Here is a 14,138-nt window from a genome sequence, read left to right on the forward strand (position 1 = left end):
GGTCGTCGAACAGGTCATCGCGAACCTGAAGACCTGGAGAATCCTACACACCGACTACCGCAGACCGCTCGCGACCTTTACGGAAACGATCTCCTGTGTCATCGGGCTGCACTTCTACAGGATCGCCTGTGAATAGACCTCCAGGTTCTGCTCGGCATCTCTCTGCTCACCGTGGCATTTTCGCTACTGATGAGCGCTTTCTTGCTCTCGGTGGACCGTCCGGAACCAAGCGTCACGGTCGTCCCGAAACCATGACCATGGCCTCAATCTCTCGACTGGATAGAGCCTGATCCGGGTAAGCCAGGTAGCCTAACCCGCGACGTCCACGCGCAGGTTGTCGGTCAGCCTCGGGCGCGGACGCCGCGGCCGGCCCACCAGACGCCGACGCCGACAGCGAACACCATCAGCCCGGTGAGCACTGCCGTGCCGGGCAGGGTGGCGGCCAGCAGCAGGCAGCCGGCGATCCCGACGACCGGTACGGCCTTCGGCAGCGCGCCCTCGTCGCGGCGCAGGGTCAACGCGGCGGCGTTGGCCACCGCGTAGTAGACCAGTACCCCGAACGACGAGAAGCCGATCGCCTCGCGCAGGTCGGCGACGCAGACCAGGGCGACCACCGCGACCCCGACCGCGATCTCCGCCCGGTGCGGCACCTGACGGCGCGGATGTACGGCGTCCAGCCCGGCCGGCAGATGCCGGCCCCGGGACATCGCGAACACGGTCCGGGACACCCCGAGGATCAATGCCAGCAGCGCCCCGAGCGCCGCCGTGGCCGCGCCGACGCGTACCACCGGGGTCAACCAGCCGGCACCGGCCTGCGACACGGCGGCGGCCAGCGGTGCCGGCGCGTCGGCCAGCCCGGCCGGGCCCAGGGCCCGCAGCGCCGCGACCGCAGCCAGCGCGTAGACCGCCAGGGTGATGCCCAGTGCGATCGGGATCGCCCGCGGGATGGTGCGCCGCGGGTCGCGGACCTCCTCGCCGAGGGTGGCGATCCGGGCGTAGCCGGCGAAGGCGAAGAAGAGCAGCCCGGCGCCCTGCAGCACCCCCCAGCCGTCGACGGGTACGCCGCCTGCCCCGCCGACGACCGGCCCGGTGCCGCCGATCAGCCCGGCCACGACCACCGCCGCCAGCACCACCAGCACGACACCGACGATGATCCGGGTGGCCAGCGCCGACCGGTGCACGCCGAACAGGTTCAGCGCGGTGAGCGCGACCACCGCCGCGACCGCGACCGGCCGGGCGTATCCCGGGGCCAGGTAGCTGCCGACGGTGAGCGCCATCGCCGCACACGAGGCGGTCTTGCCGACCACGAACCCCCAGCCGGCGAGGTGGCCCCAGAAGTCGCCGAGCCGGCGTCGGCCGTACACGTAGGTGCCGCCGGACTCCGGGTAGCGGGCGGCCAGCCGCGCCGACGACATCGCGTTGCAGTAGGCCACCACGGCGGCGACGCCGAGCGCGGCGAGCAGCCAGCCGCCGGCGGCGGCCGCCGCCGGGGCGAACGCGGCGAACACCCCGGCGCCGATCATCGCACCGAGACCGACGACCACCGCGTCGCCGGTGCCCAGCCGGCGGGCCAGACCGCCGGGCGACGGGTCGGTCGGGCTCACCGTACGGCAGGCGAACGCCGGTCGACCGGGTCGGCATCGCCTCCGGTGGCATCGGCCCGGTCACCGTCACCGGCCGGCCGCCGCCGGTTGTGTGCCTCGCGCCGGGCCAGCCAGCCGAAGCCGACCAGGGTCATCGCCGCGAAGATCCACCACTGGGCCACGTAGCCGCCGTTCTGCCAGCTGTTCTCGTGCCGGATCGGTACGGCGACGAAGACCGGGTCGGCCGGCGGGTCCTGCTCCTGCAGCAGCACGTAGCCGCCGTAGATCGGATAGGGCAACTCTGTGGCGAGCACCGGGGTGGCGATCCGCCGGGTCTGCAGCGTGCCGTCCTGGCGGGTCACCGAGCCGGACATCGGCTCCGGCTGGCGCAGCAGCCCGGTCACGGTCACCTCGCCGGTCGGTGCCGGCGGCACCGGCGGCGCGACGGCGAGCCCGCTGTCGTCCGGCGGGATCCACCCCCGGTCGACCAGCACCGCGGAACCGTCCGCCAGCACCAGCGGGGTGAGCACCTCGTAGCCGACCCGGCTGTTCACCGTACGGCTGCGGACCAGCACGTCGTTGCCGCTGTCGTAGCGTCCGACGGCGGTCACCCTGGTCCAGGTCGCCGACTCCGGTGGCGCGTCGCCGGCCTGGCCGGGTGCCGGGCCGGGGCGGCCGGCGGCCCGGGTCAGCTCGACCGGGGTCTGCTGCCCGGCGGTGTCGATCCGGTCGTTGACCGCACTGCGTTGGTGGTAGCGGTCGAGCTGCCAGTTTCCCAGCTGAACCATCACCGCCGCAGCGGCCAGGGCCACCACGAGGTAGCCCAGCCACCGGGGCGTCAGCAGGAACCGGTACACATGGCGGAGACTACCGGGTATCGTCTTGCGGCTGTTCCACCGATGCCGCCGGTGGCGGTCCGGCCGACCCCACCTGGCGTCCGTCGCCCGGAACCGCCCGCCACCCGTACGTAAAGAGGAGTCGCAGATGCCGTCCCTGCCCCGCCTGGTGGTGAGCGCCCCCGCGTCCGGCCACGGCAAGTCGTCGGTGGCGATCGGCCTGCTGGCCGCGCTGCGGCACCGAGGGCTGAGCACTGCCGGGCTGAAGGTCGGGCCGGAACACACCGACGCCGCGTATCTGGGTGCCGCCGCCGGGCGGCCGGGCCGCAACCTGGACCCGATGCTGGTGGGCTCCGGGCGGATCGGTCCGCTGCTGGTGCACGGTGCGGCCGGAGCCGACATCGCCGTGGTCACCGGGACGATGGGGCTGTTCGACGGTCTCGGCAGCCGGCCGGACAGCCCGTCCACGGCGACCGTCGCCACCGCCGTGCGCGCCCCGGTGCTGCTGGCGGTGGACGCGGCGACGATGGGCCAGTCGGTGGGTGCGCTGGTGCACGGCTTCCGGGCGTACGACGAACTGCTCTGGCTTGGCGGGGTGATCCTCAACCGGGTCAGCTCGGCGCGGCACGAACAGGTGCTCCGTACCGCCTTGGACGAGATCGGCGTGCCGGTGCTCGGCGCGCTGCACCGGGGCGAACTGCCGGCGGGGGTCCCGCGCCCGGCCGGGGTGGTGCCGGTCGCGCATCACAACATCGACACGGTACGGCTGATCCGCCGGCTGGGTGAGGCGGTGGACGCGGCCGTCGACCTGGACCTGGTGCTGGCGATGGCCCGGTCAGCGCCGCCGCTGCCGGTGCCGGAGTGGACCGCCGGCGACGCGTTGGCCGCCGAGGCCGAGGCGGCCGGGGTGCCGCCGGCGCCGCCGCCGGCCCGGCGTCCGGTGATCGCGGTCGCCGGCACGGCTGAGCTGATCTACGGCTACGCGGAGACGGTCGAACTGCTCACCGCCGCCGGTGCCGCGGTGGTGCCGGTGGATCCGCTGCGGGACGAGTCGTTGCCGGAGGCGACGGCGGCGCTGGTGCTGCCCGGCGGGCTGCCGGAGACCTACCTGCCGGAGTTGTCGGCGAACCGTGCGTTGACCCTCGCGGTGGCCGACCTGGCCCGGTCCGGTCGGCCGGTGCTGGCCGAGGGGACCGGGCTGCTCTGGCTGGTCCGGGAGTGTGACGGGCGGCCGATGGGTGAGGTGTTCGACGCGGCGGCGTCGACCACCGACCGGATGATCGTCGGCTACCGGGAGGCGACGTCGCGGGCGGCCACCCCGGTCGCGCCGCTCGGTGGTCGACTGATCGGCTACAAGCAGCACCAGACGGTGGTTTCCCCGCGTGCCGGCCACACCCCCGCGTGGACGTGGGGCAACGGAGTGCCGGAGGGCTTCGTCTGGCGTCGGGTGCACGCCTCCCAGTTGACGCTGCACTGGGCGGGGGCACCGGAGATCGCCCGGCGATTGGTGGTCGCCGCCGCCGACGGCCGGCCGGGGGCGGGCGACGGCCGGGTCGGCCCGCCGCCCGGTGAGCCCGGCCCGCCGGTGCCGCCGCACCCGGCCGCACCGCACCCGGCCGCACCGCACCCGCCCGGGCCGCGGCCGCCGTCGGTCGGCGACGACGAGGACACCGAGCCGGTGCTGGTGGCCTCAGCCGACGATCTCGGCTGACGGCGGGGTGAACTGGCGTGGCGGCTTGCCCTTGAGGGCATTCTTCAACGTACCGGCGGCCGAGTCCACCGGCTTCTGCGACTGCCAGTCGCCGACCGCGTTGAACGGGTTGTCCGGGTCGGCGATGAAGCTGGCCACCGCGAGTTCCGGGGTGTATCCGGTGAACCAGGCGGACCGGGTGCTGTCGGTGGTACCGGTCTTGCCGGCAACCGGTCGCCCGACCGCCTTGGCGACCCCTTCGGCGGTGGCCCAGCCGCCACAGCCGCCAGCGGCCGGGCGGTCACCGACCGGGCAGCGGGCGGCGTCGGTGGCGGCTCGGGCCACGTCCGGCGAGAAGGCCGCCCGGCAGCGCGGGGCTGCCACCTCGACGTCGACCCCGGTCAACGCCCGGTAGGTGACCGGGGTGCCGTCCGGGTTCTCCACCGCCAACACCGGGGAGTCCTCGCAGTGGCTGCCGTCGGCGGCGATGGTGGCGTACGCGTTCGCCATTTCCAGCGGGGTCACGTCGGATACGCCGAGGGTGAAGGCACCCCACTTGCTGGCGTACTCGGGTGAGGCGTTGCGCCGGTCGACGTCGGTGCGCCAACGCAGCCCGAGCCGCTCGGCCATCTGCACCGCCTTCTCCGCGCCGACCTGCTGCAGCAGCCAGACGAAGTAGGTGTTGACCGACTTACCGAACCCGGACCACATGTAGTGGAAGCCGGCCATTGACCCGTCGGCGTTGCTCGGGCACCACCGTCCGCCGCAGCTGCTGCTGCCCTGGCCGCCGTCGTAGATGGAGTTGATCCGGTGCGGCGCGTTGAATCCGGAGCGCAACGGCATGCCGGCGTCCAGCGCGGCCAGCATGGTGAACATCTTGAAGGTCGAGCCGGCCTGGTACCCGGGCAGGTCGCCGCCGCCGAGCAGCGGTGTCACCGTGTTCGGGTAGTTGCCTTTGACCTTCTCCCGCAGGTTGGGGTTGGAGTGCTGGCCGTTGTCGGTCTGGTCGAGCGAGTAGACCCGGTTGACCGCCATCGCCTTGACCTGTCCGGTGCCGGGTTCGACCGCCACCAGGCCGTGCGCGAACGGACTGCCGATCGACTCCCGGGAAGTGACCTGTTCCTGGGCGACCTTCTGAATGCCGGGGTCGAGGCTGGTGACGATCCGGTACCCGCCGGTACGCAGGTTTGCCAGCCGCTCGGACGGGCTGTCGCCGAACGCCTTCTGACTCATCCACCAGGACTTGAGGTAGTCGCAGAAGAAGCCCCAGTCGTTGTGCTCCTGCGGCACCGACACGCACTCGTTCGGCGGGGTGCTCAGGTTGAGCCGGATCGGTTCGGCCTTGGCCTGCTCGGCCGCGACCGGGGAGAGGTAGCCCAGGTCGGCCATTCGGTCGATGACGTAGTTGCGCCGCTCGGTGGCTGCGGCCTGGTCCGATGTCGCCGGGTCGTACTCCGACGGTGCTTTGACCAGTCCGGCGATCAGCGCGGCCTCGCTGGCGGTCAGCGCCTTCGGGTGCTTGGAGAAGAAGATCTCTGCGGCGGCGTAGATGCCGTACGCCCGGTGACCGAAGTAGGCGGCGTTGAGGTACCGCTCCAGGATCTCCGGTTTGGACATCTGCTTCTCGAGCTCCATGGCGATCCGGATCTCCCGGATCTTGCGGCCGGGGGTCTGCGCCGTGGCCGCCTGCAGCTCCAGCGGGTTCTGGGCGGTCTGCTGCAGGGCGAGCCGGACGTACTGCATGGTCAGGGTGGAGCCGCCCTGGGACACCCCGCCGGCCTGCTGGTTGGCGACGAACGCCCGGGCGACGCCCTTCGGGTCGACGCCGGAGTGCTGGTAGAACCGGTTGTCCTCGGAAGCGACGATGGCCTGCTGGATGAACGGCGACATCTCGGTCAGCGGTACGTACCTGCGGTGCTCCTCGTAGAACATCGTCACCAGGGTCTTGCCGTCGGCGGCGTAGACGTACGACGTCTGGGCGGGCTGGGCGTCGCGCAGCTCGCTGGGAATCTGGTCGATCGCCCTGGTGCTGGCGATGACGCCGAGACCGGCGGCGGCGGCCATCGGGTACGCGGCGGCGGCGACCACGACACCGGCGATCAGACCGGCCCGGAGCAGTTGGACGAGGCGGCCACTGCGAGCTGGGTGGCGGGTGCGTTTCCTCACGGCCCAAAGCTAAGCCGAACATCCACATAAAGTGACCAAAAGGATTAAAATCATAAGACGAATCGTGTCACAAGCGTCACCCTTCGTCGATTTCGTCTCGCCCGCCCGGCATGATCGCCACCATGCAGGAGTACGATCTCGGGCACCACGGCGACGTCGAGGCCACCCCCGGCCTGATCGACCTGGCGGTCAACGTCCGGGTCGGCGAACCGCCGCGCTGGCTGACCGAACCGGTCTCTGCCAGCCTGCGCGATCTCGCCCGCTACCCCGACCAGCGGGCCGCTGTCACGGCCGTCGCCGACCGGCATTGCCGGCCCGCCAGCGAGGTGCTGCTCACCGCCGGTGCCGCCCAGGGCTTCGTCCTGATCGCCCAGGCGCTGCGCGACGCCCGCCACCCGGTGGTGGTGCACCCGCAGTTCACCGAGCCGGAAGCCGCCCTGCGCAACGCCGGGCACCGGGTCGACCGGGTGTTGTTGTCCGCCGACACCGGGTTCACCCTTGACCCCGGCCTCGTTCCGGCCGACGCGGACCTGGTGCTCATCGGCAACCCGACCAACCCGACGTCGGTGCTGCACCCCGCCGAGACGGTCGCCGCGCTCACCCGACCGGGCCGGGTCGTCGTCGTCGACGAGGCGTTCGCCGACACCACCTGCGCCGCCGGCGTACCGGGCGAACCGCAGTCGCTGGCCGACCGGCGGGACCTGCCCGGACTCGTCGTGGTGCGCAGCCTGACCAAGACCTGGGGACTGGCCGGGTTGCGGATCGGCTACCTGCTCGGCCCGGAGCCGCTGCTGCGCCGGCTCGCCACCGCAGCGCCGCTGTGGCCGGTCGCCACTCCGGCGCTGGTCGCCGCCGAGGTGTGCGCCAGCCGCCGGGCGGTAGGCGCCGAACGCCGGTTCGCCGCCGCGCTCGCCACCGAGCGTGCCCACCTGGTCCGACGGCTCGCCGAACTGCCCGGGGTCACCGTGGCCGGCACCCCGGCCAGCGCGTTCGTCCTGATCCACGTCGCCGGTGCGCAGCGGGTGCGGCACCGGCTGCGTGCGCAGGGCTACGCGGTACGCCGCGGCGACACGTTCCCCGGGCTGGGTGTCGACTGGCTGCGGATCGCGGTACGGGACACTGCCACCACCGACGCCTTCGTCTCCGTGTTGTCGACCACCCTGGAGGACTGATGCCCGATGGTCGTGGAGTACCGATGCCCGACGGTCCTGGCGGACTTGTGCCCGATCACCCGACCGGCTCGCTGATCGAGGCGACCCTGGCGCGGATCCAGCCCCCCGACGGCGACGCGATGACTCAGGCCCGGGCACTGCACGCCCGGCTGACCAAGCCGGCCGGCTCGCTCGGCGCGCTGGAGGAGCTGTCGGTGCGGCTCGCCGGCCTCGCCGCGGCCTGCCCGCCACCGCTGCCCGAGCCCGGCGCGGTGGCCGTCTTCGCCGCCGACCACGGGGTGCACCGGCAGCGGGTCACCCCCTGGCCGCAGGAGGTCACCGCGCAGATGGTGGCCAACTTTCTGGCCGGCGGCGCGGTGGTGAACGCCTTCGCCCGGCAGATGGGGGCCAGCGTCACCGTGGTCGACGTGGGCGTGGCCGCGCCGCTGGAGCCCGCCGACGGGCTGGTGTCGGCCCGGGTACGCCCCGGCACCGCCGACCTGTCCAGCGGGCCGGCGATGACCGTCGACGAGGCCCGTACCGCCGTCGAGGTGGGTATCCGGGTCGCCGGCGACCTGCACGACGGTGGCGCCGCCAGCCTGCTCACCGGGGACATGGGGATCGCCAACACCACCGCGGCGGCGGCCCTGATCGCCGGCTTCACCGGTGCGGCGGCGGCTGACGTCACCGGCCGGGGCACCGGGGTCGACGAGCCGACGTACCAGCGGAAAATGTCCGTGGTGGACGCCGCGCTGCGCCGGCACCGGCCGGACCCGGCCGACCCGGTCGGCGTGCTGGCCGCGCTCGGCGGGCTGGAACACGCAGCGCTCTGCGGCTTCCTGCTCGGCGCCGCCGCCCGGCGGATCCCGGTGATCCTGGACGGGGTCAGCGCGGTGGCCGCCGCGCTGGCCGCGGCGGCCCTGGCCCCGCACGCCACCGCCGCGATGGTGGCCGGGCACCGTTCGGTGGAGCCGGGGGCTACCGTTGGGCTGCGCCAGCTCGGCCTGCACCCCCTGGTCGACCTGGAGCTGCGCCTCGGAGAGGGCACCGGCGCCCTGCTCGCCTGGCCGATGGTGGCCAGCGCGGTCCGGGTCCTGCATGAGGTGGCCACCTTCGACGCGGCGGGAGTTTCCGAGAAGTGAATCTCTACCCACTGGGGCTGCGGCTTCACGGCCGGCGGGTGCTGGTGGTCGGCGGCGGCGCGGTCGCCACCCGGCGGGTGCCGGCGTTGCTGGACGCCGGAGCCGACGTGCTCGTCGTGTCACCCGAGCTGACCCCGGCTTTGCACGGCCTGGTCACCGCCGGGCGGCTGGGCTGGCGGCAGCGGCGGTTCCAGCCCGGTGACCTCGACGGGGTCTGGCTGGTCCAGGTCGCCGTCGACGACCCGGCGGCGGCGGCCGAAGTCAGCGCCGCCGCCGAGCCCCGGCGGGTGTTCTGCGTACGGGCCGACGACCGGACCGAGGCGACCGCCTGGACCCCGGCGGTGACCCGGCACGGCCCGGTGACCGTGGCGGTGCTCGGCGGCGGGGACCCGCAGCGGGCGGTCCGGGTCCGGGACGCGATCAACCAGCGGCTGTCCGACGGCACCATCCCGGTCGCCGACACCGCCGGGACGGCGTCGGCCACCGCCGGCCCCGCACCGACCGGCCGGGTGGTTCTGGTCGGTGCCGGCCCCGGCGACCCGGAACTGATCACCGTGAAGGGCCGCCGCGCGCTCGCCGAAGCCGACGTGGTGGTCGCCGACCGGCTGGTGCCCGGGCTGCTGCTGGACGAGCTGCCCGCCCGGGTCGAGCTGGTCGACGCCGCGAAGATCCCGTACGGCCCGGCTGCCGCCCAGGAGGAGATCAACCGGATCCTGGTGGACCGGGCCCGGGCCGGATCCGTCGTGGTCCGCCTCAAGGGCGGTGACCCGTACGTCTTCGGCCGGGGCGGTGAGGAGCTGCTGGCCTGCGTCGAGGCGGGCGTGCCGGTGTCGGTGGTGCCCGGCGTGAGCAGTTCGGTCGCGGCACCCGCCGCCGCCGGTATCCCGGTCACCCACCGGGGGGTGGCCCACGAGTTCTCCGTGGTCTCCGGCCACCTGCCGCCGGGGCACCGGCTGTCGCTCGTCGACTGGCCGGCGCTCGCCCGGCTGCGCGGCACCCTGGTGGTGCTGATGGGGCTGAAGAACCTGCCGGCGATCGCCGAGACGCTGCTCGCCAACGGCCGTGGCGCGGACACCCCGGCGGCGGTGGTGCAGGAGGCGACCACCGGCGCCCAGCGGGCGCTGACGTCGACCCTGGGTGCCGTGGCCGGCGAGGCCGCCGCCGCCGGGCTGCGGCCGCCGGCCGTGGTTGTCTTCGGCGACGTGGTCGGCACGCTGGACGTGCCGACCGATCGAGCCGACCGGACCGAGGACTGAGCGGTCTGGCGCGCCGGGGGAGCGGCGCGCCGGACCGACCCGGTTCAGAGCTTGAGCATGTCGTCCAGCAGCAGGGCGCACCGGATCAGCCCCAGATGGCTGTACGCCTGGGGATGGTTGCCCAGCCCGCGTTCGGCGAGCGGATCGTACTGCTCGGGCAGCAGGCCGGTCGGGCCGGCGGTGTCGATCATCTGCTCGAACAGCTCCTCGGCGTCACCGCGCCGCCCGGTGCGCAGGTACGCCTCGATCAGCCAGGCGGTGCAGATGTGGAATCCGCCCTCCCGGCCGGGCAACCCGTCGTCCCACCGGTAGCGGTAGACCACCGGGCCGCTGCGCAGGTCCGCCTCCACCTTGAGCACGGTGGCGAGGAACCGCGGGTCGTCGTCGGGCAGCAGCCCGGACAGCCCGATCCACAACGAGGAGGCGTCCATCTCCTCGTCGCCGTAGGCGACCGTGTATGCGCCAGCCTTGGCGTGCCAGCCGTGTTCCAGCACGTTGCGGCCGATCCGGTCGCGCAGCTCGACCCAGTCCGGCCGTTCGCCGCCGCCGTGCCGGCCCGCCATCCGCAGCGCCCGGTCCACCGTCATCCAGCACATGACCTTGGAGAAGACATGGTGCCGGGGAGCGAGCCGGGCCTCCCACAGGCCGTGGTCCGGCTCGTGCCAGCGGCGTTCGACCGCCTGCACCATCGCCTCCAGCACCCGCCACTCGTCGTCGTGCACGGCACCGCGGGCGTCGGCGACCACCGCGAGCAGGTCGGCGATCGGCCCGAACACGTCGAGCTGCAGCTGGTGGTTGGCCAGGTTGCCGACCCGCACCGGGCGGGAGCCGGCGTAGCCGGGGAGGGTGTCGATGACCGCCTCAGCGCCCAGTTCCAGACCCTCCACCGTGTAGAGCGGGTGCAACCGCTCCGGGTGGCCGCCGGTGCGCTCGACGCAGCCGTCCACCCAGCGCAGGAACGCCTCGGCCTCGGCCAGCGAGCCGAGGTCGACCAACGCCCGGGCGCTCATCGCCGCGTCCCGCAGCCAGCAGTACCGGTAGTCCCAGTTGCGTACCCCGCCGAGCTCTTCGGGCAGCGAGGTGGTCGCGGCGGCGAGGATCGAGCCGGTCGCCTCGTGGCACAGTCCCCGCAGGGTGAGCGCGCTGCGGGCGACCAGCTCCCGGCCGGTGTTCGGCAGCTGCAGCTGCCGGACCCACTCCCGCCACGGCTGTTCCGCGGTGGACTGGCGCTGCTGCACGGTGACGGTGTGGTGTTCCAGGCTGTGCGAGCCGAACCGCAGCTCCATGGTGAGCATGCCGTCGAGCGCGGCCAGGTCGACCAGGGCGCGGCCGGTTTCCCGACCGCCGTCGTCGATGACCTTCCACACCACCCCGGGGGAGTAGAGCGCCACCGGCTCGTTGGAGCCGAGCACCAGCAGCCCGTCACCGAGCGGCTGCAACTGCACGGCCACCTGGCCGAACTCTGGGCGCGGTGCGAACTCCAGCTGTGCCTGCCCGGTGCCGGTGAGCACCCGGACCAGGGTGGAGTCGGCGCCCGGTAGCACCGTGTCGCCGGCGGAGGACTCGGCCGGCGGGCGGTCCAGCCAGTCGGTGACGGTCAGCCCCGACCAGCGGGTCTCCACGGTCATCGTGCCGGGCCGGTAGCGCTGCCCCAGCGGGAACCCGCCGCGGGCCGGTGCGACGGCGAAGTGCCCGGCCGGTGCGCCGCCGAGCAGATCGGCGAAGATCGCCGACGAGTCCGGCTTGGGATGGCACAGCCAGGTCACCTTGGCGTCCGGGGTGAGCAGTGCGATGGTCCGACCGTTGGCCAGCATCGAGTGGCGCTCGATCGGCACCGCGTGCTCGCCGTAGAGCCAGTTGCGCCGGGTCTCCAACAGCACGCCGAGCACCCGCGCGGCGTCGATCGGTTCGGCGACCCGGAACGCTGCCCGGGTGTCGCCGTCGCCGATCTTGATGCCGACGTCCGGGCCGTGCAGGTTGGCGAAGGCGCTCTCGTCGGTGATCGAGTCGCCGATGAACAGCACGCCGCTGGCCGACGTCTGGGTGCGGATCTGGTCCAGGGCGGTGCCCTTGTCGGTGGCGACCACTGACAGTTCGACGACTTCCTTGCCCTGGGTGACGGTGACGTCGGGCCAGGCGGCCGGTCCAGTGTTGACCGCCGCGACGACCGCTTCGGCGACTGCCGGATCGGCGCCCCGGGTGTGCACCGCGACGCTGGCCGGTTTGACCTCCAGCCGTACCCCGGCCTGGTCCTTGATCAGCTGCCGTAGCTCCCGCTTGAGCTGGGAGTGCACCTGCAGTTGCTCAGGGGCCAGCCGTTCGACGAAGCCGATGTCGAACTCGGACCCGTGGCTGCCGACCAGATGGACCTCGCTGGGCAGCCGGGAGAGCGCGGCGAGATCGCGCAGCGCCCGGCTGGAGACCACCGCGACGGTGGTCTGTGGAAGCGCGGCCAGCGCCCGCACCGCCGCGACCGACTCCGGTAGCGGTACGGCCCTGGTCGGGTCCTCGACGATCGGTGCGAGGGTGCCGTCGTAGTCGCAGGCCACCAGCAGTATCGGCATCCGGGCGATCCGCCCGATCGCCGCGCGCAGCTCGGGATCGATCTGATCCGCGGCCGCGCGTACGTCCCCGTCAAGGACGGACGTTCTCATTCATTCCTCCGTCTCGGGCACACCGAGTTCTGTGAGGAAGGAGCGGGCCCAGTGGCCGACGTCATGGGTCCGCAGATGGCGCTGCATGATCCGCATCCGCCGCCGGGCCTCGGAACTGTCGACGTGCACCGCCCGCAACAGGGCATCCTTGACGCCGTCCGGGTCGTGCGGGTTGCACAGGAACGCTTGACGCAGCTCCGTTGCCGCGCCGGCGAACTCACTGAGCACGAGGGCACCGCCGGTGTCGGCGCGGGCCGCGACGTACTCCTTGGCCACCAGGTTCATTCCGTCTCGCAGTGGTGTCACCATCATCACATCGGCCGCGCGGTAGAGCGCGGCGAGTTCACTGCGACTGTACGACTGGTGCAGGTAGTGCACGGCGGGCACACCAACCCGGCCGAATTCACCATTAATCCGGCCAACTTCGCGCTCAACCTTGACCCGAAGTGCCTGGTAGTGCTCGACCCGCTCGCGACTGGGGGTGGCAACTTGCACCATAACCGCATCCGGAACTGTCAGCTTTCCGTCAGCAAGAAGTTCCCGGAACGCTTTCAGCCTGAGTTCGATCCCCTTGGTGTAGTCGAGCCGGTCCACCCCGAGGATCACCGTCTTCGGATCCCCCAGCTCGGCGCGGATTTGCTTGGCCCGCGCCTCCACCGACGCGTCGTGGGCCATCCGCTCCATCTCCGGAACGTCGATCGAGATCGGGAAGGCACCCGCCTTGACCTTACGGCCGTCGACCTGGATCATCTGGCCCTCGTACCGCAGCCCGAGCAGGTGGCGGGCCAGCCGGACGAAGTTCTGCGCGGCCAGCCGCTGCTGGAAGCCGACCAGGTCGGCACCGAGCAACCCGCGCAGGATCTCGGCGCGCTGCGGCATCTGCATGAACAGCTCGATCGGCGGGAACGGGATGTGCAGGAAGAAGCCGATCCGCAGGTCCGGGCGGATCTCCCGGAGCATGGCCGGCACCAGCTGCAGCTGGTAGTCCTGCACCCACACCGTCGCGCCCTCGTCGGCGACCTCCGCTGCCGCCTCGGCGAACCGGGCGTTGACCACCCGGTAGGCCTCCCGCCAGCGGCGCTTGAACGCCGGCGTCTCGACCGCGTCGTGGTACAGCGGCCAGATGGTGGCGTTGGACTGACCTTCGTAGTAGCGTTCCAGCTCTTCGGCGCTCAGCGGGACGGGGTGCAACCGGATGCCTTCGAGGTCGAAGGGCTCCGGTGCCGCACCGGCGCCACCGGCCCAGCCGACCCAGGTGCCCTGGTGCGCGGCGAGCACCGGGTGCAGGGCGGTCACCAGACCGCCGGGGCTGCGCCGCCACTGGCGACCTTCCGGCGTGGTCACCTCGTCCACCGGCAGGCGGTTGGCGACCACTACGAACGAGCTCCGAACCGTCACGTTCCGTACACCTCCGGTGATTACGGGACCGCCATGAGCGTACTGTGCGGGCCAGGCGGGCGGACTCCCGTCCCCCTCTTGGTGCCCAGCTGATCAGGACATCGAAACCCGGCCGGGCGCAATGAGGCAGGTAACACCGGCGCGAAGATCCCGGCCGTCCGGTGGGGTGAGGTGCGGCTGGGGCGTCGGACCTGTCAGGATTGACAACGGCGTACGCACCGATCGGACCGTCGTACCGAGCACGACCGCGTACCGCGTACCA

8 protein-coding genes and 1 pseudogene are annotated in these 14,138 nt (G+C 72.7%); 4 read left to right on the forward strand and 5 right to left on the reverse strand.

The annotated features are described in order from the left end of the window. Positions 1-341 precede the first annotated feature (341 nt). Together ACFHWS_RS07250 and ACFHWS_RS07255 are read right to left on the reverse strand one after the other, a co-directional pair. The gene (locus tag ACFHWS_RS07250) at positions 342-1,604 is read right to left on the reverse strand and encodes an APC family permease (RefSeq protein WP_416552434.1); all 1,263 of its coding nucleotides are present in this window, start codon (positions 1,602-1,604) and stop codon (positions 342-344) included. After that, entirely contained in the window at positions 1,601-2,440 is an 840-nt protein-coding gene (locus ACFHWS_RS07255) for an SURF1 family protein (protein WP_416567865.1), read from the reverse strand. The genes ACFHWS_RS07250 and ACFHWS_RS07255 overlap by 4 nt, the downstream gene beginning before the upstream one ends. 127 nt (positions 2,441-2,567) lie before the next feature. On the opposite strand from ACFHWS_RS07255, the gene ACFHWS_RS07260 reads away from it, so the two are divergent. Then, positions 2,568-4,130, forward strand: coding sequence for a cobyrinate a,c-diamide synthase (locus ACFHWS_RS07260; protein ID WP_416567866.1), 1,563 nt, complete (start codon positions 2,568-2,570; stop codon positions 4,128-4,130). Here ACFHWS_RS07260 and ACFHWS_RS07265 read toward each other — a convergent pair. Beyond that, entirely contained in the window at positions 4,110-6,173 is a 2,064-nt protein-coding gene (locus ACFHWS_RS07265; protein WP_416567910.1) for a transglycosylase domain-containing protein, read from the reverse strand. The two genes, ACFHWS_RS07260 and ACFHWS_RS07265, sit on opposite strands and share 21 nt — an antisense overlap. Before the next feature lie 182 nt (positions 6,174-6,355). On the opposite strand from ACFHWS_RS07265, the pseudogene cobC reads away from it, so the two are divergent. From cobC to cobA, 3 genes and pseudogenes are all read left to right on the forward strand, one after another. Beyond that, positions 6,356-7,447: pseudogene (gene cobC, locus ACFHWS_RS07270) on the forward strand (Rv2231c family pyridoxal phosphate-dependent protein CobC); the annotation flags it as partial. 71 nt (positions 7,448-7,518) lie between these two features. Beyond that, positions 7,519-8,568, forward strand: coding sequence for a nicotinate-nucleotide--dimethylbenzimidazole phosphoribosyltransferase (cobT, locus tag ACFHWS_RS07275; protein ID WP_416567911.1), 1,050 nt, complete (start codon positions 7,519-7,521; stop codon positions 8,566-8,568). Then, complete coding sequence (gene cobA, locus ACFHWS_RS07280; RefSeq protein WP_416552440.1) at positions 8,565-9,824, forward strand: uroporphyrinogen-III C-methyltransferase; 1,260 nt, start codon at positions 8,565-8,567, stop codon at positions 9,822-9,824. Before cobT ends, cobA begins: the two co-directional genes overlap by 4 nt. A 44-nt stretch (positions 9,825-9,868) precedes the next feature. On the opposite strand, the gene otsB is transcribed toward cobA, so the two are convergent. Both otsB and ACFHWS_RS07290 read right to left on the reverse strand, forming a co-directional pair. Further along, positions 9,869-12,478 carry a trehalose-phosphatase gene (otsB, locus tag ACFHWS_RS07285; protein ID WP_416567867.1) on the reverse strand — a complete coding sequence of 870 codons (2,610 nt, stop codon included), beginning with the start codon at positions 12,476-12,478 and terminating at the stop codon, positions 9,869-9,871. Then, complete coding sequence (locus tag ACFHWS_RS07290; RefSeq protein ID WP_416552444.1) at positions 12,479-13,876, reverse strand: alpha,alpha-trehalose-phosphate synthase (UDP-forming); 1,398 nt, start codon at positions 13,874-13,876, stop codon at positions 12,479-12,481. It lies immediately after the preceding gene. Positions 13,877-14,138 lie beyond the last annotated feature (262 nt).

Origin of the sequence: Micromonospora sp. LOL_013, assembly GCF_048060315.1 — a bacterium.
Taxonomy (GTDB): Bacteria; Actinomycetota; Actinomycetes; order Mycobacteriales; family Micromonosporaceae; genus Micromonospora_E.